The organism is Arthrobacter melezitosi (assembly GCF_054511055.1).
Genome location: NZ_JBTNDJ010000018.1, coordinates 1 through 18097, shown reverse-complemented (window position 1 = coordinate 18097; position 18097 = coordinate 1). Strand labels below are relative to the sequence as shown.

Sequence of the window (18097 nt, the reverse complement as noted above, 5' to 3'; positions counted from 1 at the left end):
TCGGCGGACCAAGACTGAACCTTCCCTGTTGTTGCCATGGGGACGATCCTAGGGGCCACAGGCCCGTTGCCGATGGCCCCTGCGGAAACCCCTGAAGAGGGCGCGTGCGGCTAGGTACCAGCCACGAACGTGCCGATTCGCTCTAGGGGACGGTCCGGGCGGTACTCCCGCTACTCCTCGAAGTACGGCTCGCAGAATTGCGTCATTTCAAGCGCTGCTGCCTCAAGGCCTTCTTTGCGCTCGACGTCGGACTGCTCACCTGGGTCAATCAGGAATTGCGCGAACTGAGCCACGGGAGGAACCGCGTTGTCGGCGAGGGACTGAAGACGCGCCTCGGCGTCTGCCAGACCCTGACCCTCGGTAGGCACCTCGGCGCCGATGAGAGAGGCGACGGATACGCAGTCGGCCCGGGCCCGGCCGTCGTCATGATTTTCGACGCCGTCGGCTTTGACCTCGCCCGTCGGCGGTGATCCACCATCGGTTGAAGCGGGGCCGCAGCCGGTCAGAATGAGCATTGCACCACACAGCAGAGCGCCGGCATAGGCCTTCATGGTTTCCCCCAGTCGAATCAACGATCAGATCATACATTCGTCCTCCAGCCGCCCCGTCGCCGCGGAAGGAAAGAACGACCACTGCGGCGACGGCACACCACCGGCACGTTCTCCCTGCGTGGAGTGGTTTCCCTGCTGGTGGGTTACTGTTTTCTTCAAACGTGATCGAGAGCATCCCGACCCAGGGGTGAGCATGGACCACTACCGGCCATTCCAGTAAGCGGGCCGGACCTGCCCCGGCCGGACACCCTCCATGCGCGCCAGCAACCAGACCGGATCCAACCTCCCGCGACCGAAAGCCGACCATGACCGGTAGCCCAAACCCTTCTGCAGGTGATCGGAATCGAAGCCGCCGGAGTACCTCCCTATCAATCGGGGTGACGGCGCTTCTTGCAAGCGCCGTGCTCACCGGATGCTCGCCCTCGGGCGAGGTGATCGACGCCGACTACGCCCAGGTCTGCCAGGACCGCACCACCCAGGAGCGGGTCGAGGACAGCAAGTGCAGCGAGGAGGGCCGGTCCTCCGGCGTCTACGGGTGGTACTTCTTCGCCATGGGGGCGCGCAGCGCGGCCATCAGCAGGTCCATTCCTCCCGTCGGGTCGCAGCTTTCAGGCGGCGTCACCACGGTTCCGGCGGGCGCTTCGACTCGAAGCGGCCTGCCCGCCTCGGGGTCTTCGGCGGTCAGCCGGGGCGGTTTCGGGGACAGCGCCAAGTCGGGCAGCGGCGGCCGCTCCGGAAGCATGGGTGGCTGAGGTGAAACGCATCCCCTCCGTCCCACGCCCCGACTGGAAGCAGAAGATCGAAAGCCAGGGACTCGTCTTCTCCACCACGGTCCTGCCCGATGGTTCCTCGATCGAGTACTGGAACGAGAGCGCCTACTACCAGTTCGACCTTGCCGAAGTCGAAATGCTCGAAAAGGTCACCGAGGAACTCCACGGCATGTGCATCGAGGCCGCCCGGTACCTCGCAACCGGGGCGATGGGCACCATCGGCATCGGGCCCGATGCCCTGAAGCTGGCAGCTAGCTCCCTTTCGCGCAGCGAACCCGCCGTCTACGGGCGCTTCGACTTCGCCTACGACGGCGTGAACCCGCCCAAGATGCTCGAATACAACGGCGATACCCCCACCGGACTGATCGAAGCGTCGATTGCACAGTGGTACTGGCTGCAGGATGTAATGCCCCGCAACGACCAGTGGAACGGCATCCACGAAGCCCTTGTCCGGGCGTGGGAGAAGCAGCGCGGGGGCCTCGACGGGGCACGGCTGCATGTGGCGCACACGGAAGTCGAAGAGTCGGGCGAGGACTGGATGACCGCGGCCTACATGCTCGACGTCGCCAACCAGGCCGGCTGGGAGACCGTCGGCATCAACATGAGCGACATCGGCTGGAACGCCCGCACCAAGCGGTTCGTCGACCTTGACGAGAACGTCATCAGCAGCATCTTCAAGCTGTATCCGTGGGAACACATGATGAAGGAGGACTTCGGCAAGAACATCCGCGAATGGCCGGTGATGACCCGGTGGTATGAACCGGCGTGGAAAATGTTCCTCTCGAACAAGGCGCTCCTTGCCGCACTCTGGCATCTCTACCCCGGGCACCCCAACCTCCTGCCGTCCTATCTGGACAGCCCCCACGGGATGGAGGAATGGGTCGCCAAACCCCTTCACGGACGCGAGGGGGACAACATCCGCATCCATGCCAAGGGGATTGAGCTCGAACAGCCAGGAGACTACGGCGCCGAAGGTTGGTGCTACCAGGCCTGGAGCCCCCTGCCCGACTTCGACGGCAACCACCCGGTGCTCGGATCCTGGATCGTGGACGGTGAGTCGGTTGGCGTCGGCATCCGCGAATCCGACGGGTACGTCACGGACTACTTCTGCCGCTTCGTCCCCAATATCATCGACGCCGCAGCCCCGGGAGCTTGACGACGGGGACGTCGATGACTGTGAAGTCGAGCCCGAGACGGCTTCTAGAGGGCCGCCACCACCGCCCCGGCGGCCCGCCAGGCCAGGAACCAGGATCCGCCGATCACCACTGTGAAGAGGAACAACCACACGGCGGAGGGGACCGAGGTGCGGCGGGAGAGCAGGTACGCGTCCGAGCTTTCCAGCCGGTGCCGGTGCCGGAGGTGGACCATCGTGACGTTGAGCAGGTCCCGGACCGAACCGACCAGAAGGGCCAGTCCGAGGCCGACGACGAGGTGCCCGGTGAACTCCGGTGGGACGAGGAGGATCAACCCCGCCGCTGCGGCGATCGTGCCCAGGAGGATGAGCAGGCCAGCGGCGTTCCGGATGAACAGGACAGTCAGCACCATAACGGCGGTCCCGGCCGACATCGCCGCCGGGCCCCAGCCGGTGAGCCCCGCCCAAACCAGCCCCGCCCCGATCACCGCCGGTACCGGGTAGCCCCAGAATCCGGCCCAGACGCTCCGGAAGCCGCCGCGGCCGAAGGAGGTGGTCGTTCCGGAGGAGTCGAGTTTCAGGGTGATGCCGGTGACCCTGCGTCCAACCATCAGGGCGGAACACGCGTGCCCGAGCTCGTGCACGACCGTTGAGACGAGACCGAAGTACCGCCACGTGGCCTGCGGAATGGACAGCGCCGCCGCCCCGGCAAGGATGAGTCCGAGTTCGACCGACGTCACGACAGGGGCCTGCCCCCGCGCGAAGGTGCCCAGGAACCAGGCACCGAAGGCGCTCAACTGTCCGCTCATATCCTCATCAGGGCCAGCCTAACCCCTGCGGCCTAGGGAGCCCTGCCCACTGACGGGCGCCCGGCGCGCAGGATTCGGGCAGTCACCGCCGCCGCGGCGAGGAACAGGCCCGCACTGACGGCAGCGGTGACGGGGCCCGGGCGGACGACCGATTCACCGGCAAGTGCCTGCAGGGTGAGCACCACGAGCATCCCGGCGTACAGCACCGAGAGCACGACGACGATGCCCAGCCGGACGCCGTCGGGCCGCAGCGCAGGGAGCCTCCGTGCGGCCCACGCCAGCGCGAGCGCGGCGATCGGCAGCAGCTGCAGGGCGTGCATCCCCAAGAAGTGCGGGACCCGCAGGTCACCTCCCACGGTGCTCCACCCGAGCAGGAACAGTCCGGGACCGCCGTCGGGCACGCCAACGGTGTGCGCTCCGGCGATGCCGCGGAAGTCCTCGAGTTGCTCGCTCGTGGGCGAGGTCATGAAGTAGGCCACGCCCATGCCCGCAAGGCCGAGGACGACGCCGGACCGGATCGCCCACGAGACCGCGCGGTCGCCGAGCCGGCTGAGGGCCAGGAGGACTCCGATCACCAACGTGGCGAGCCACACCACGACGATCGAAAGGGCCATCACACCCCACAGGGTGGCGTTGAGGGGAGTCGAGACGTTGAAGTGGCTGGTCGTGCCGGCCACGACGGCGCCGACGATGACCACCATTTCGATGCCGAGTGCGGCGGCGGCCACCGTGGCGGTCCACCAGGCGAACTTCCGCCCGCGGGTGAGGAGACCGGTGAGCCAGGCGAGGGTGAGCGAGTAGAGAAAGATTGAAAGGGCGAACTTGAGCGGCTTGGCCCAGGCGGGTGCGCCGACCAGCTCGCGGGGATCGAGGATGAGCCCCAGCAGGCTGGCGACGGCGAGCAGGGCCATCGTTCCCGCGAGGACAAGAAGGGGGCGGTGCCAGGTGAGCGAGGCGCGGGTGGGGTGCTGCGTGTGCGGAACTGTCAGTTCCATGGCGTTCTCCAAAGGGGGAGGGGAGATGCATTCAGCCGGGTTCGGTGCTCCCGGAGGAGTAGCGCTGGCTGGAGAAGTGCTCCTGCGCGGCGCGGCGGAGGGCGGCGAGGAGGGCGTCGCCGAGCACTGTGCCGATCACCACGGTTTCGGCTTTGGCGACCCGGCCTTCCCGCCGGTCAATCAGGTCGATGTCGGCTTCACCGATGATCGCGGCGGCCTTGCGGTAACTTTCCCGCCAGGCACCGTCAAGCTCGAGTCCGGCGTCGTCCATGGCCCGGAGGGCTTTCGCGACGCCGAAGCGGCCGGGGCCGTCGTGGTAGCTCCAGCCGGCGAGCAGTTCGTCGGCCCGGGCCAGGTCGGTGTCGCTGAGGTCGGCTCCGTCGATCCCGGGTGAGGCTGCCCGCTGGGCGAGCCCGAAGGTGGAGTTCAGGGGCAGATCCGAATCGATCGCCTCAAGGACCGTCTTGGCCGAGGCGACCGAGAGCCCGCCCACCTGCGTCAGCGTGCGGATGATCCCCAGGCGCCGCACATGGTCGTCCGAGTAGGTCGCCTGGTTGGCGTGTGTTTTGGCCCCCGGTGGGAGGAGGCCGGTGCGCAGGTAGAGCTTGATCGTTGGCTGGGGAACACCGCTGACTGCGCTCAACTGCGAGATTTTCACAATAGATAGTCTAGATATCCGATATCGGCGGTGTCTATACTTTTCCGGTTCTTTCCCATCCGCTGACCGGGCGTCACCGGCCGGAGCCACCGCGACGGGCTTCTCCGAGAAACAATGCCTGGTCGAGGAACTCCACAATCCTGTCCCGGGTGTCCTCATCCTGGCCGCGGATGGGCAGGGACCGCACCTGCCGCCCCACGCCGATGAGGAGGCTCTCGGGGTCGGGCAGCTTCGCGCCGTGCTCGAAGGTCAGCAGAAGGCCCTCCGGCCGGGGAAACAGTCCGCACACATAGCCGGCCAGGGAATCGACGAACCCAATGGCCTGCCACCCGCGGTACACGCGCTCTTCAAGCCCCGGGGCCGCCTCAAGCAACACCCCGCGGACCCAGAGTGCCAACTCGGCCGCATCGGGGTGGTGCTCCTGGAGGTACGCGGCGCTGGTGTCCATCACACCCTCATCCACCGGTCGATGAGCCGCAGGAAGTCCTCCCGTTTCTGCTGGGCGTCGGCGGCGCTGAGAAAGGATACGGTTCCCCGGTCGGGCGCGAGCCACTGCACGAGCCCCGAGGCGTCCTCGAAGTCGAAGCTCCCGGCGTCCTCGCGGATCTTGGCGCCCCGGTGCAGGACGACCTGGAGGCGGTCCCTCGGACGGAGGTTCAAGGTCACTCGATCGGTTCCCGCGTAACCAAAGCTTGGTGCCTTCCACTTGATCTGCTCGGTGATGCCGGGATCGAGGGTGAGGACATCCAACCGCAGGGCCTCGACCACCTCCTTGAAGGGATGATCGAGGTCGCGCAGGAAAGCCGTGACGGCGGGCGATCGGTTCTCCATGGTGGTCCCCTCTCCGGGCGGCCCGTCGTTCCAGCACAGGGCCCGTTGTTGCTGGTGCAGAACAGGCGAGCAATCATTCTCGCCCTGCAAGCCGCCGGGCGGTAGGCCCGATGCGATCCCGACATCGCACCGCCGGTTGATGCCACGGCGGTCCGCAGTTCCTACCCTTATAGAGGAAACGACGCCGCGGATTCCCGATCTGAAAGGAACGCCCGATGAATTCGCCGTACCTCGCCCGATGGGTCGGCGCCGGGCTGATCGCCCTGCCCGTCTCCGGCCTGCTGACCGCTCTGGCCACACTCAAGCCGCAGCCTGACCAGACCACCGACCCCCGGGCCTGGGCGGAGTTCGTCAGCACGCCGATGTACCTCACCAGCCACCTGATCGGCAGCACGGGCGGGACGATCCTCGGGATCTTCGGAGTCCTTGCTTTGGGCGTGTACCTGGCCGGCGGCAGGGCCGCCCGGATCGCCGTCCCCGCAATGGTCCTCACGATCTTCGCCCAGACCCTGCTGCTGGTGCCTTCGGTCATTTCGACGTTCGTCACCCCGGCCGTGGGCCGCGCCTACCTGGCTGGGATTCCGGAGGTCATGGAACTTGAATTCCCCGCCTCAATGATGGCCACGTTCCTGCTCGGGCTCCTGCTGGCCTTCGCCGGACAGGTGCTCCTCGGTGCGGCCATTTGGCGTTCGTCCTCCCTCCCCAGAGGAGCCGGAGCCCTGTGGATTGCCGCCGCGGTGATTTTCTACCCGATGGGCGTGGTGCTTGGAATGGTGACAACGGGCGCCAGCCTGCCCACCCAGCCGGTCGGCGCCGTCATCGCGGCTGCCGCCGGTGTCTGGATCGCCTGGAGCGCACTTCACCGCACCCCCGCGGGAGCCCCGGGCTGAACCTCCGGGACCGGATCGGTGCGGCTGGTCCCCGGGCAAACGCTTGACGGCGGCACCGCAACGGCCGTGGAACCCGCGTGGCGTTACGCGGCGGGTTCGATGAGGTGTGGCCCGTCATTGCGGACCGAGCCCACTTCCTTGCCCACGACGCGGGGGACGAGGACGGGTTCCGGCATCGCATCGATGAGCTGCTGCACGTCCTTTTTTGCCGTCACCGCAGGGTCGAGCCAGTCGGCGTAGAGGTCCTGCGGGACGATCAGCGGGGAGCGGTCATGGATGTGTCCGAGGGTGTCGGTGGCGTCGGTGGTCATAATGGTGGCCGTCGTCAGCCACTTCTCCGGGTCGCCGTCGGACTTTTCGGGATCCGGCCAGAACTCGTACAGCGCGGCGAACGCGATCAGGTCCTCCTCCCGCTCCGGATGGAGGTAGGTGGGGGTCTTCGTTCCGTCGGGGTTCTTCTGCCACTCGTAATAGCCGTTCGCCGGGACCAGGGCGCGGCGTTTGGTGGCGGCAGTGCGGAAGGACGGCTTGTCGAGGACCGATTCGGCCCGCGCGTTGATCATTCGGGCACCGATCTTCGGGTCCTTCGCCCAGACGGGGACGAGGCCCCAGCGGGCGATGTCCAGCCGGCGGGTCAGGGTGCCGTCGGTGAGCCGTTCCGAGACGAAGGGAATGCCGGTCATGGGCGCGACATTCCAGGACGGGCGCATCTCGTCGTCGAACGACTCGTCCACACTGAACGCATCGAGCATTGCAGCCTTGTTTCCCGCGATCACAAAACGCCCGCACATGCTGCTATTGTGCCGCACTCCCGGCTGGGAGTCCGCTCCTTCCGGCGCGCGCCGCTGAAGCGGAACGGACCCGCGCGGCGGGCCGCGGCCGGGGCGGCGTCCACGGGGGGATAGGCTCGAGACTCAGCACCTCTGCACCACCGCACCCCTAGGAACCATGCCCCTCCGCACGAGAATCACCGCCTTCCTGCTGGGTTCAGTCCTGGCGGCCGGTGCCGCTGGGTGCTCCCCGGCCCTGCAGCGCGCCCCGGCCGCGGAGTCTCCGGCGGCCACCGCACCGGCAGCCACCACACCGCCGGCCAGTCCTTCGGGGGAGCAACAGGTGCCGCCCGGCACGCCGGACCCGGATGCCCCCGCCCCGCCTGCCGGCACGGCGCTCGCCGGGCTCCAACTGGTCCCCATCAAGGGCCGGGCCCCGAGAACCGGGTACGACCGGGACCGGTTCGGTCCGGCCTGGGCCGACACCGACCGCAACGGCTGCGATACCCGGAATGACGTCCTCGCCGACGATCTCTCGGGGGAATCCTTCACGCCCGGCACCCGGGATTGCGTGGTGCAGGCCGGTGTGCTGAACGACCCGTACACCGCGGCGAGAATTTCCTTCGTCAAGGGCGGGGACGCACTCGTGGACATCGACCACGTCGTGGCGCTGGGCAACGCCTGGGAGACCGGCGCCCAGCGATTATCTGCGGAGGACCGGCGGCTTTTCGCCAATGACCCGCTGAACCTCCTCGCTGTCGACGGGCCGGCCAACCGGCAGAAGGGCGACGCCGACGCCGCGACCTGGCTGCCGCCGAACAAAGCCTTCCGGTGTGCGTACGTGGCCCGGCAAACGGCGGTGAAGCTCCGGTACCGCCTTTGGATGACACCCCCGGAACACGCGGCCATTGGAAAGGTCCTCTCCAGCTGTCCGGATGAGCCGCTTCCCGCAGCCGGAACCGCTCCACCCGGCGGTCCCGCGGCAGGCGCGGGGGAGGAAGTCCCCGGTGCAGGCCGCCCTCCCGCGGGGACGGCGGGGGAACCGCCTGCCGGAGGGGTCCCGTACGGGAGCTGCGCCGACGTCGAGGCGGCCGGCGCTGCGCCGATCACGGCGGCCGATCCGGGCTGGGACCCCTCGTTCGACCGGGACGGCGACGGCATCGGGTGCCAGTGATCCGCAACTCCGGGCGGCCCGCCGCGTCCTTCTCCTGGAAAGACTCGCCCGGAGCCTTCCTGAAATTAGCAGGCAATCGAAAACTCAATGTTACGATCCGGTAATGTCGCCGACCTTACCGGTGGACTAATGCGCCACCGGCGCATTCAGGGGACGTGGAGCCGGGGCCTGCGAGGGCCGGCCGGCCGAAGAACAGCAAGGGTCTCACTATGCCAGTTGCACGATACGGGTCCGCCCAGGACGTTGCGGACTTTGTCCGGATCGACCGTCCGGCCTTCCGGCGCGTCCGCCCGGGACACCGGGCGTGAGCGCGGCCGCAGGTTACGATCCGGGGCCGGCTGACAATGCGTCCGGGCCGCTTCCGGACTGGAGCGCACCGATGCAGCGGAGCGGGGCTGAACGACTCGCCGAACAGTGGGCGGGTAACCCCGCGGATCGGCATCCGGACGCAGCGGGCGACCGCCCCGCTCCGGGATCCAGGGCCGGTTCCTCCTTCATCGACGCGGTGCTGGGTCCGGCCGACCCCGGCCCGGATGAGCTGCTCAAGAACATCAAGGGGCTCGCCGCGGAACTCGACTACTGCATCGTGCGGCTGGCCCAGGCCTCCTCGGCGGGGATCGCCGACCGGGACCTGCGCGCCGCCAATGGCTCTGCGGCCGAATGGGTGCGGCGGACCCTTGAGGATATTGTCGCGACCTCCGCTGGGATCCGGTTCGCCGGGCAGCACCAGCCTGCGGCCCCGGCGAGGGAAGACCTTCCCGCAGCCGGTTGAGGCTGCGGGCAGGGCCGGAGGCCTCCGGGAGGAACCCGTTTTACTTAGGTAAGCCTTGCCAATAAAGTAACGCAGTGACCTCGCACCTGTTCCTGACGCGCGCCTCCTTCGCTGCCGATCTCGCCTCCCACGGTGACCGCCCCGCGGTCCTCACCGACGGGCGGACGATCAGCTACCGGGAGCTCGCCGGCCGCGTGCAGGACGCCGCCGCCCGGCTGGGCAGCCAACGGCGGCTTGTGGCACTGGCCGCCGCGAACGACCTTGAGTCCCTCGTCGCCTACCTCGCGGCGCTGAGCGCAGGCCACCCCCTGATCCTTGTTCCCGCCGACAAGCCGGCCGCGCTCGAGTCCATCGTGGCGGCGTACGACCCCGACGTCGTCCTGCGCGCCGGCGGCGTTCCCACCTTCGAGGAGCGGCGGGCCGGAACCCGGCACGAACTGCACCCGGACCTTGCCCTCCTTGTCAGTACCTCCGGCTCCACCGGTTCGCCCAAGCTCGTGCGGCTCTCTTCCGCGAATCTGCAGTCGAACGCCGAAGCCATCGCCAGCTACCTCAGGATCGGACCGGACGACCGCGCCGCGACGACCCTTCCCCTCTCCTACTGCTACGGCCTGTCAGTGATCAACAGCCACCTGCTGCAGGGCGCGGGCCTGGTGCTGACCGACCTCTCAGTGGTCGACCCGTGCTTCTGGGAGCTTTTCCGTGCCCGCGGAGCGACCTCCTTCGCCGCCGTTCCCTACACCTTCGAACTCCTCGACCGGGTGGGCTTTTCCGGCCTTGAGCTTCCCGGCCTGCGGTACGTGACCCAGGCCGGTGGCCGGCTCGCACCCGACCTGGTGCGCCGGTACGCGGAGCTCGGGGCGGAGCGGGGCTGGGACCTGTTCGTCATGTACGGCGCGACGGAGGCCACCGCCCGGATGGCCTACCTTCCACCCGACCTGGCCGCATCGCACCCGGAAACCATCGGGATAGCGGTGCCGGGCGGCTCCTTCCGCATCGACCCGGTGCCGGGCCTCGACGACGGCGAACTCGTGTACACCGGTCCGAACGTCATGCTCGGCTACGCCGAGGCGCCGGCCGACCTGGCGCTGGGGCGGACCGTCGCGGAACTGCGCACCGGCGACCTCGCGCGGCGGCACCCGAACGGCCTGTTCGAGGTGGTGGGACGGCGGAGCCGGTTCCTGAAGATCGTCGGGCTGCGCGTCGACCTGGGTCAGGTCGAGCGGATCCTCGACGGCCTCGGCGTGCGTGCACTCAGCGCCGGATCCGATGAACGGCTCGTGGTCGCGGCCGAGGGTGAGCACGACGTGCGCCTGCTCGGCAAGGCCCTCGCCCAGCAGCTGGGCCTGCCCCGCGCCGCCGTGGAGGTCCACGCCGTGGACCGGCTTCCGCGCCTTGCCAGCGGCAAACCCGACTATCCGGCCGTCCTGGCCCTGGCAAACGCCCCCGCAGCGGCGGCGGCACAGCCGGAGAGCACCGGGCACGGACTGGCGGACCTGCGGAGAATCTATGCCGAGCACCTCGAATGCGACGTCGTCAGGGACGAGGACACCTTCGTTTCCCTGGGCGGGGATTCCCTGTCCTATGTGGCGCTGTCCGTCCGGCTCGAAAAGGTGCTCGGCGCCCTCCCGGCCGACTGGCACCTGCTGCAGGTCCGCGAGCTGGCCGGGCCGGTGGGGAAACCCCGGCGGACCCGGCGGTTCCTCGCTCCGGTGGAGACGAGCATTGCGCTGCGGGCCGTGGCCATCGTCTTCATCATCAGCACCCACGTGGGCCTGTTCACCTGGCAGGGAACCGCGCACGTGCTGATGGCCGTCGCCGGGTACAACTTCGCCCGGTTCCAGACCGCAGGGGAGCGGCTTCCCCGCCTGCGGCGCCAGTTGAGGAGCCTTGGGCGGATCGTCGTGCCCAGCGTCGCCTTCATCGCCTTCGCCTATCTGGTGACCGACCGGTACTCCCTGGCGAACATCGCGCTCCTGAACTCGCTGATCGGCCCCCGGCACGTGACCGCGGAGTGGCAGTTCTGGTTCGTCGAAGTGCTCGTCTATGTCCTGGTGTGCATGCTCGCGCTGCTGGCCATTCCGTGGGCCGACCGTGCCGAGCGGCGCGCCCCGTTCGCCTTCCCGCTCGCCCTGACCGCCGTCGGCATGCTGGGCCGATACGACAGTCCGCACATCAGCGTGCCGCACACAGCACCCGTGCTGTGGCTCTTCGGCCTGGGCTGGCTGACCGCCAGGTCGCGGACACCGCTTCAGCGGGTGGCGGTATCGGCCATCGCGGTCCTGACCGTACCGGGATTCTTCGACCAGCCCGGCCGGGAAGCGACCCTGCTCGCGGGCCTCCTGCTGCTCACGTGGCTCCCTGCCATCCTCCTGCCGGTCCGGCTCCACCGGTTCGTGGGGCTCCTTGCCAGTTCCTCCCTGTACGCCTACCTCACGCACTGGCTTGTCTTTCCCCTGCTGGCGCCGTTCAGCCCGGCGCTCGCGGTGGCGGCATCCCTGGCCTCCGGTGTGGCGTACTGGGCGCTGACGCAGCGGCTCTTCGGCCTCGCCGGCCGGGTAAGGGCGCACCGGTCGCGGCGGCCTCTCAACGCGTCCCCGACCGAAACGGCGCCCACCCGGTAGTGGGTGGACGCCGTTGGCTGGGGGTGAGCCTCAGCCGGCAGACTGGATGTCGAAGGCCATTTCTCCGGCCTCGATCTTCACGTCGAGGCTGTTGTTCCTCACCGGCATGGCGCAGGTGCCGTACGGGGTGAAGGCACTTGGATAGTTGATGGCGCGGTTGAAGTCGAGGACCACTGTGCCGTCGGGGCGGGGCCGGCCGGTCTCCACCTTCCGCCAGTCGTCCGTCGTTTCGCCGTTGGTCTTGTCGTGGAAGGTCACGGTCAGGGCGCCGAGTTTCCCTTCCTCGGCCTGCAGCCGGTACTCGTGGTCGATGCCGGGAAGCCGGAATACCAACTCACCGGCGCTGCGGTGGACCCCGTCCACGAGGGGGTTGGCGGTTGCGATCGGGATGTCGACCGGTTCCGGGTAGCGCTCGAAGCGGGCGACGACGGCGAGCTCGGGCCGGTAATCGAAGGTGGGAACCCCCTCGAACCCGGTGAACACCGGAGACTGCGAATCGCGGGTGCGGATGGCGTACTTGTTCCCCCGCACGGCCAGTTCGACGACGACGCGCCGCCCGTCCTCGCCTCCGAAGGCGACCCACATCAGTGATTCCTCATTGGCCAGGCTCGCGGTGATTGTTCCATCGACGGGTGCGCCCGTCTCCACGAGGGTCAGCCCGTCGGTGGCGGCGGCCGTGAGGACAGCCTTCGTACCGTCGGTCGACCACAACCCCGGAACCAGCTCCACCGGGGAAGGGTCGGTTTCCAGCCATTGCAGCGAGGTGAGCGTCAGCCAGCCGTGCTCCGTGGCCAGGGCCGTATTGCGGCTGTTTCGAAAGCGGAGCCAGCGTTCAAGCTGGGCATCGGCGGGGGTGCTCATTCGTCCTCCAAGGGTAGGGAATTCCCCCAAGTTAACTGTATGCCGGGGTCCGACATTCCCGCCCTAGGCAGAGCGCCGGCCTCCCCGCCCTCCCCGGCGCGGTTCCGCCATGGCCCTGCATCGCGGCGGGGAGTACCATGGCCGCCATGGCTGGGCCGGAAATCGGGATTCTCATCCGCCAGGCGATGGACATGGGCAACGCGTCGATGATGCGCGAGGCGTTCGTGCGCCTCATCGGCGGCGGCCACGACGCGCTCTCACCCGAGGCCGAGTACGAACTGAGGCACCCGGACTATGTCATGGAGATGCCACAGTCGGGAGAGCGGATCCGGGGGCGGGACGCAATGCGCGCTATGCAGGAGCAGTATCCCGCTCCGCCCGACATCACCATCCGCCGCGTGACCGGTGCAGGGGCGGTCTGGGTAGTCGAAGGAGTCAACGACTACGGCGGTGGAGATCTCTGGAACGTCGTCGTGATCCTCGAGTTCGACGGGGAGGGACGGATTCTGCGCGACACCCGCTACTACGCGAAGCCCTTCGACCCGCCGGCCTGGCGCGCAGACCTCGTCGACAAAACCCTTGTCGATGAAACGGGAGATCGGGAGGCCTGACTCCCGGACACCACCGATCGGGCCGAGGCGTCATCCCTCCGACCGGCGATGCATCGGTCGTAAGCCGGTCCCGAACCCGGGAGCCGCCTAGGGGCAGGGAAGCCCCGTGATCCGGATCCCCGCGGGAGCGGGTAGTGACAGGAGTGAAATGCGAGTAGTCGGCGCAAAAGCGAGTAGTAGCTACTGTGTCCTCACGCAACCAACCTCCGTAGGTTACTCAAGGCATGCATATTCATCGTTAAGCTTTGGGGAGTTATTTTGCGCGAGACCACCGCCACATCCGTCCTTACCCGCCGCATCGCAAGCGCAGTGGTCCTTCCCGGCATCCTGACAAGCGTCCTGGTGTTCGCGCCGCAGGCCTCGGCAACGACCGGCCCGACGTCGGGAATCTGCAACGGGGTGACCAATGTGCAGGCGCACCGCGGAGGCGTGCAGGAAAACCTCCTCCGGGCCGCCGCCCGGAAGAACGCCGAGCAGATCACGAAGCTGCAGGCCGAGCGGAGCGTCCTCCAGGCGACAGCCTCCACCCTTCAGTCGCAGATCGACGAAGCGAACAAGGCGATCGCCGCGCTCGACGCCGAGGCCGCGCAGCTGGACCTCGACATGGCGGATGCCGAAGCGGAACTCGCGGCGCTGACGGCCGACCAGGCGAGCACCAGCAAGTCGATCCAGGAAGCCGAGGCGGCCCTGGCCGACCTCAAGCTGCAGCAGGCTGACACGGCGGCCGCCCTGGCGCCGCTCCAGGAACAGCTGGCCGCAGCACGGGCCGACTCCGAGAGCCTGAAGAAGCAGGCCGCGGACCTGGACGCCGACCTGGCCGCCGGCCAGAAAGTAGTCGACGCCGCCAACGGGGAGCTGGCCCTGCTCGAAGCCAAGGCCGCCCACGCTGCCGGTGAGCTCGATGCGCAGAACGACGCGATCGCCGCCGCCGAAACGGTGCTCGCCTCACTGACCACGACCGCTGAGGATGCCGCCGCCACGGTGACGGCCGCCGCGCAGGCCGTCACCGACGCCGAGGCGGAGCTTCAGCGCCTTCTCGACGCCGGCACCGCAGCCCAGGCAGACCTCGACGCCCAGAAGGTCCGGATCGAGGAGGCACGGGCCACCCTCGTCACCCTCCAGGGCGATGCCGAGAAGGCCGCCGGAGCGGTCACCGCGAAGAATGCCGAGATCAACGCCGCGAAGGGCGAACTCGCAATGCTTCAGGCCGATGCCCAGAGCGCGGCGGACGCCCTCGCCGCGAAGAACACGGAGATCGCAGCGGCTCAGGAGCAGCTCCCGGCCCTGAAGGCCGCCGCAACGGATGCCGCAAATGCGGTCGCCGCCAACACCGCGGCGATCACCTCGCTCGGCGGGCAGATCACGAAGCTCCAGCAGGACATCGATGCGGCCAACGCTGCACTCGAAACCAAGCGAGCCGAAGAGGCGAAGGCGAAGGGCGAGCTGTTGACGTACGAGGAGCGGAAGTCCGCCCTCGAGGGCGAGATCTCCTCCCTGATAAAGCGGATCGAGAACGGCAACGGCAAGAAGGATCTTGAGGGGAAGCTCGCCGAGGCTCGGGCTTTGTTCACCACGGTGACGACCCAGATTGCCGACAAGAACACCCAGATTGCAGGCCTTTCCGGCGACATAGCCATCCTGCAGAACCAGGTCACCGCCCTCAACGCCCAACTGCTCGCCAAGCAGGGCGAGAGCAGTGCCCTCCAGGTTCAGGCGGCTCCGCTGCAGGCCGCGCTCACCGCGGCCCAGGGAGCGGTTGCCACCAAGGAAGCGGACATCAAGGCCCTCCAGGGCCAGCTGCCCGCCCTTGGAACCGCGCTGACGGAGGCCAACGCCGCAGTGGTCGCCAAGCAGGGCGAGCTGACTGCGCTGCAGGGGAAGCTGCCGGCCCTTGAGGACGCGGCGTCCGCCACCGCGTCCGCCGTGACCGCGCAGGAGAAGGTTGTGGCCGACCTCGAAGCCGGTCTTCCAGGCCTCACTGAGGGCGTCAAGGAGGCCGAGGCGGCCGTCTCCGCCCAGCGGGTGGTGCTCGAGGGACTGCAGGGGGACCTTGCGGACGCCGAGGACGCGCTCGCAGCTGCGGCCGCGGCCGTCGACGCCAAGAAGACGGAGCTGGCGGGCCTGAAGGACCGGCTGCCGGCCCTGCAGGCTGCCGCCGACAGCGCGGCGGGGGCCGTCACCGCAAAGCAGGCCGAGATCGCGAAGCTGAATGCCGACCTGGACAAGTTCGTGGCGGACCTCGCGGGACTGAACGGGCAGATCACCGCCAAGGAGGCCGAAATCCTCGGGCTCCAGAACCGGGTGGCTCCGCTGCTGACCCAGCTCAACACCCTCAACGGGGAGATCAGCGCTGCCGAAGCCCAGATCAAGACCCTCCAGGGCCAGCTGACCACCCTCGACAAGCAGGTCACCGACGCCCAGGCGGTCCTTCGGAACCTCCAGGCGCAGAAGACCACGAACAAGGCGGCCATCACCGCGCAGACGGCCACGGTCAACTCGCTGAAAGGCCAGCTCAGCACGGTCCAGGTCAAGCTCAAGGCCATCGACGGGCAGATCGCACTCGGCGGCTGCGTCGCCTGATTAACAGCGGCAGAACCCCTCGGAAGGCCGCGGTCGGACCCATTGGTCCGGCCGCGGCCTTTTGTGTGTCCGGGGGTCGACCCGGCCGTTCACTGCCTAGCACCAACGGCAGCATCGTGCCCGGCGGGGTGCGTCCAACAAAAATCTTGACCCTCTTTCTGCGGCCGTGGAACGCTACCAACCAGCCACTCACCACCTACCTCGAAGGAGGCGCTGATGCGAGCAATGGTTTACCGCGGACCGTACAAGATCCGGGTCGAGGAAAAGGACATCCCGCCGATCGAGCACCCCAACGACGCGATCGTCCGGGTGACGACGGCGGCGATCTGCGGGTCCGACCTCCACCTGTACCACGGCATGATGCCCGACACCCGGGTGGGAATGACCTTCGGCCATGAGTTCATCGGCGTCGTCGAGGAGGTCGGCTCCTCGGTGCAGAACCTCAAGCGCGGCGACCGGGTGATGGTCCCGTTCAACGTCTACTGCGGGACCTGCTATTTCTGCGCCCGCGGGCTGTACTCCAACTGCCACAACGTGAACGCGAATGCCACCGCGGTCGGGGGAATTTACGGGTACTCGCACACCTGCGGCGGGTACGACGGCGGCCAGGCAGAATACGTCCGCGTGCCCTTCGCGGATATCGGGCCGAGCATCATTCCCGAGTGGATGGATGAGGAGGACGCCGTGCTCCTCACCGATGCCCTGGCCACCGGATACTTCGGCGCCCAGCTCGGGGACATCGTCGAAGGGGACACCGTCGTGGTCTTCGGGGCCGGGCCCGTGGGCCTGTTCGCCGCGAAGTCCTCCTGGCTCATGGGCGCCGGGCGGGTCATCGTCATCGACCACCTTGAGTACCGCCTGGAGAAGGCCCGCACCTTCGCCCACGCCGAGACCTACAACTTCGCCGAGTACGACGACATTGTCGTGGAGATGAAGAAGGCAACGGACTACCTGGGCGCCGACGTCGTCATCGACGCCGTCGGAGCCGAAGCGGACGGCAATTTCCTCCAGCACGTCACCACCGCCAAGCTCAAGCTCCAGGGCGGCTCGCCGATTGCGCTGAACTGGGCCATCGACGCCGTGCGCAAGGGCGGCACAGTCTCGGTGGTGGGGGCGTACGGCCCGATGTTCAGTGCCGTGAAGTTCGGCGACGCGATGAACAAGGGGCTCACGCTCCGCATGAATCAGGCCCCCGTGAAGCGCCAGTGGCCGAGGTTGTTCGAACACATCCGCAACGGCTACCTCAAGCCCAGCGACATCGTGACGCACCGGATCCCGCTTGAGCACATCGCCGAGGGGTACCACATCTTCTCGGCCAAGCTCGATAACTGCATCAAGCCGCTGATCATCCCCGGCACCAACTGAGAGGAGAGCACAGTGCCATACACAGCCAATAAGCCGAGCAGGGCGAGGTCGAGCGATGAACTGCGCGCCGCGATTCCCGGCTGGGGGGCGGACCTCGACCCGAAGGACCGCCCATCGGTGCCCAAGGAGAAATTCGACCCGGGACTCAACGGCGCCCGCTGGGACTTCCCGGAGCGCCAGGTCGAGAAATGGCCACGAGAGCGCTCGATCGAGCACAAGTTCCTCACCCCCGTCTTTGGAACCTCGGCGCCGCCCAGGGCACTATCGGGGGCAATCCGGAAATACTCGTACAGGAAATACAGCGAAGGGCGTGCGGCGCACTGGCTGTTGCTGCTCGCTGCGGACCGGGTTGACGCGTGGGAGCAGCATCTGGCGTCGTTCGGAAGCCTCCGCCCGGACAATCCGATCACGGAAACCGGTGTATTGAGCGAGTTCTCACGCCATGGCATCACGTCGCGGTTCGGAAAGAAGCGCGTGGACCTGGCCCACCAGTGGATCGACCCCATCCTCGTGGGCGGTCCATGGCTGGTGGCCGGCGGACTGGGGTTCGCCGCCGTCCGCCGCCTCGCAAGGCTCCGCCGCACCTGACCGGTTCTTTCCCGGCAGGCCCGGGGGGGGGGGGGGGGGGGGGGGGGGGGGGGGGGGGGGGGGGGGGGGGGGGGGGGGGGGGGGGGGTTGAAGTTGCTAGGGGGGATGGCAAGGAA

The 18097-nt window shown here is 68.1% G+C and carries 18 protein-coding genes; 10 read left to right on the top strand and 8 right to left on the bottom strand.

The window, feature by feature from the left end:
- Window positions 1-170: 170 nt before the first annotated feature.
- The gene (locus ACX80W_RS14680; RefSeq protein WP_459284538.1) at window positions 171-551 is read right to left on the bottom strand and encodes a hypothetical protein; all 381 of its coding nucleotides are present in this window, start codon (window positions 549-551) and stop codon (window positions 171-173) included.
- A gap of 377 nt (window positions 552-928) precedes the next feature.
- Here ACX80W_RS14680 and ACX80W_RS14675 point away from each other — a divergent pair, with 377 nt between their 5' ends.
- Window positions 929-1303, top strand: a complete 375-nt coding sequence (locus ACX80W_RS14675) for a tRNA-dihydrouridine synthase (RefSeq protein ID WP_120169846.1) — start codon at window positions 929-931, stop codon at window positions 1301-1303.
- A gap of 1 nt (window position 1304) precedes the next feature.
- Complete coding sequence (locus ACX80W_RS14670) at window positions 1305-2477, top strand: glutathionylspermidine synthase family protein (protein WP_459284596.1); 1173 nt, start codon at window positions 1305-1307, stop codon at window positions 2475-2477.
- 44 nt (window positions 2478-2521) lie between these two features.
- Here the strand turns inward: ACX80W_RS14670 and ACX80W_RS14665 are convergent, their stop codons facing one another.
- The 5 genes from ACX80W_RS14665 to ACX80W_RS14645 all read right to left on the bottom strand — a co-directional run bounded on the left by ACX80W_RS14665 (window position 2522) and on the right by ACX80W_RS14645 (window position 5746).
- The gene (locus ACX80W_RS14665) at window positions 2522-3262 is read right to left on the bottom strand and encodes a M50 family metallopeptidase (RefSeq protein ID WP_459284535.1); all 741 of its coding nucleotides are present in this window, start codon (window positions 3260-3262) and stop codon (window positions 2522-2524) included.
- Between the two features lie 32 nt (window positions 3263-3294).
- The gene (locus tag ACX80W_RS14660) at window positions 3295-4257 is read right to left on the bottom strand and encodes a hypothetical protein (RefSeq protein ID WP_459284533.1); all 963 of its coding nucleotides are present in this window, start codon (window positions 4255-4257) and stop codon (window positions 3295-3297) included.
- 31 nt (window positions 4258-4288) lie between these two features.
- Window positions 4289-4915, bottom strand: coding sequence for a MerR family transcriptional regulator (locus ACX80W_RS14655; RefSeq protein WP_459284531.1), 627 nt, complete (start codon window positions 4913-4915; stop codon window positions 4289-4291).
- A gap of 73 nt (window positions 4916-4988) precedes the next feature.
- Window positions 4989-5363 carry a hypothetical protein gene (locus ACX80W_RS14650; RefSeq protein WP_459284530.1) on the bottom strand — a complete coding sequence of 125 codons (375 nt, stop codon included), beginning with the start codon at window positions 5361-5363 and terminating at the stop codon, window positions 4989-4991.
- Complete coding sequence (locus ACX80W_RS14645) at window positions 5363-5746, bottom strand: DUF1801 domain-containing protein (RefSeq protein ID WP_459284527.1); 384 nt, start codon at window positions 5744-5746, stop codon at window positions 5363-5365. The genes ACX80W_RS14650 and ACX80W_RS14645 overlap by 1 nt, the downstream gene beginning before the upstream one ends.
- Before the next feature lie 215 nt (window positions 5747-5961).
- On the opposite strand from ACX80W_RS14645, the gene ACX80W_RS14640 reads away from it, so the two are divergent.
- Entirely contained in the window at window positions 5962-6636 is a 675-nt protein-coding gene (locus ACX80W_RS14640; protein WP_459284526.1) for a hypothetical protein, read from the top strand.
- Between the two features lie 83 nt (window positions 6637-6719).
- Here the strand turns inward: ACX80W_RS14640 and ACX80W_RS14635 are convergent, their stop codons facing one another.
- Window positions 6720-7427, bottom strand: coding sequence for an SOS response-associated peptidase (locus tag ACX80W_RS14635; protein ID WP_459284524.1), 708 nt, complete (start codon window positions 7425-7427; stop codon window positions 6720-6722).
- 157 nt (window positions 7428-7584) lie between these two features.
- Here ACX80W_RS14635 and ACX80W_RS14630 point away from each other — a divergent pair, with 157 nt between their 5' ends.
- From ACX80W_RS14630 to ACX80W_RS14620, 3 genes are all read left to right on the top strand, one after another.
- Entirely contained in the window at window positions 7585-8580 is a 996-nt protein-coding gene (locus ACX80W_RS14630) for a GmrSD restriction endonuclease domain-containing protein (RefSeq protein ID WP_459284522.1), read from the top strand.
- Between the two features lie 379 nt (window positions 8581-8959).
- A complete protein-coding gene (locus tag ACX80W_RS14625) occupies window positions 8960-9352 on the top strand; it encodes a hypothetical protein (RefSeq protein ID WP_459284520.1) in 393 nt (130 codons plus the stop codon).
- A 74-nt stretch (window positions 9353-9426) separates the two neighbouring features.
- Window positions 9427-11976, top strand: a complete 2550-nt coding sequence (locus ACX80W_RS14620; protein WP_459284518.1) for an AMP-binding protein — start codon at window positions 9427-9429, stop codon at window positions 11974-11976.
- Window positions 11977-12006: 30 nt separating this feature from the next.
- Here ACX80W_RS14620 and ACX80W_RS14615 read toward each other — a convergent pair whose 3' ends face one another.
- Entirely contained in the window at window positions 12007-12837 is an 831-nt protein-coding gene (locus ACX80W_RS14615; protein WP_459284517.1) for a DUF1684 domain-containing protein, read from the bottom strand.
- 146 nt (window positions 12838-12983) lie between these two features.
- Between ACX80W_RS14615 and ACX80W_RS14610 the strand changes: the two genes are divergently transcribed.
- The 4 genes from ACX80W_RS14610 (at window position 12984) to ACX80W_RS14595 (ending at window position 17981) form a co-directional block, all read left to right on the top strand.
- Entirely contained in the window at window positions 12984-13448 is a 465-nt protein-coding gene (locus ACX80W_RS14610; protein WP_459284515.1) for a nuclear transport factor 2 family protein, read from the top strand.
- Between the two features lie 258 nt (window positions 13449-13706).
- Window positions 13707-16028, top strand: a complete 2322-nt coding sequence (locus ACX80W_RS14605) for a coiled-coil domain-containing protein (RefSeq protein ID WP_459284513.1) — start codon at window positions 13707-13709, stop codon at window positions 16026-16028.
- A 216-nt stretch (window positions 16029-16244) separates the two neighbouring features.
- Complete coding sequence (locus ACX80W_RS14600) at window positions 16245-17393, top strand: zinc-dependent alcohol dehydrogenase (protein ID WP_459284511.1); 1149 nt, start codon at window positions 16245-16247, stop codon at window positions 17391-17393.
- A 12-nt stretch (window positions 17394-17405) separates the two neighbouring features.
- Window positions 17406-17981, top strand: coding sequence for a hypothetical protein (locus ACX80W_RS14595; RefSeq protein ID WP_459284509.1), 576 nt, complete (start codon window positions 17406-17408; stop codon window positions 17979-17981).
- The last annotated feature ends 116 nt before the right edge of the window (window positions 17982-18097 follow it).

Bases quoted from the DNA above. Each gene is read 5' to 3' on its own strand.
- ACX80W_RS14680 (WP_459284538.1), bottom strand. From the start codon at position 551: ATGAAGGCCTATGCCGGCGCTCTGCTGTGTGGTGCAATGCTCATTCTG.
- ACX80W_RS14665 (WP_459284535.1), bottom strand. From the start codon at position 3,262: ATGAGCGGACAGTTGAGCGCCTTCGGTGCCTGGTTCCTGGGCACCTTC.
- ACX80W_RS14660 (WP_459284533.1), bottom strand. From the start codon at position 4,257: ATGGAACTGACAGTTCCGCACACGCAGCACCCCACCCGCGCCTCGCTC.
- ACX80W_RS14650 (WP_459284530.1), bottom strand. From the start codon at position 5,363: ATGGACACCAGCGCCGCGTACCTCCAGGAGCACCACCCCGATGCGGCC.
- ACX80W_RS14645 (WP_459284527.1), bottom strand. From the start codon at position 5,746: ATGGAGAACCGATCGCCCGCCGTCACGGCTTTCCTGCGCGACCTCGAT.
- ACX80W_RS14640 (WP_459284526.1), top strand. From the start codon at position 5,962: ATGAATTCGCCGTACCTCGCCCGATGGGTCGGCGCCGGGCTGATCGCC.
- ACX80W_RS14635 (WP_459284524.1), bottom strand. From the start codon at position 7,427: ATGTGCGGGCGTTTTGTGATCGCGGGAAACAAGGCTGCAATGCTCGAT.
- ACX80W_RS14630 (WP_459284522.1), top strand. From the start codon at position 7,585: ATGCCCCTCCGCACGAGAATCACCGCCTTCCTGCTGGGTTCAGTCCTG.
- ACX80W_RS14625 (WP_459284520.1), top strand. From the start codon at position 8,960: ATGCAGCGGAGCGGGGCTGAACGACTCGCCGAACAGTGGGCGGGTAAC.
- ACX80W_RS14615 (WP_459284517.1), bottom strand. From the start codon at position 12,837: ATGAGCACCCCCGCCGATGCCCAGCTTGAACGCTGGCTCCGCTTTCGA.
- ACX80W_RS14610 (WP_459284515.1), top strand. From the start codon at position 12,984: ATGGCTGGGCCGGAAATCGGGATTCTCATCCGCCAGGCGATGGACATG.
- ACX80W_RS14600 (WP_459284511.1), top strand. From the start codon at position 16,245: ATGCGAGCAATGGTTTACCGCGGACCGTACAAGATCCGGGTCGAGGAA.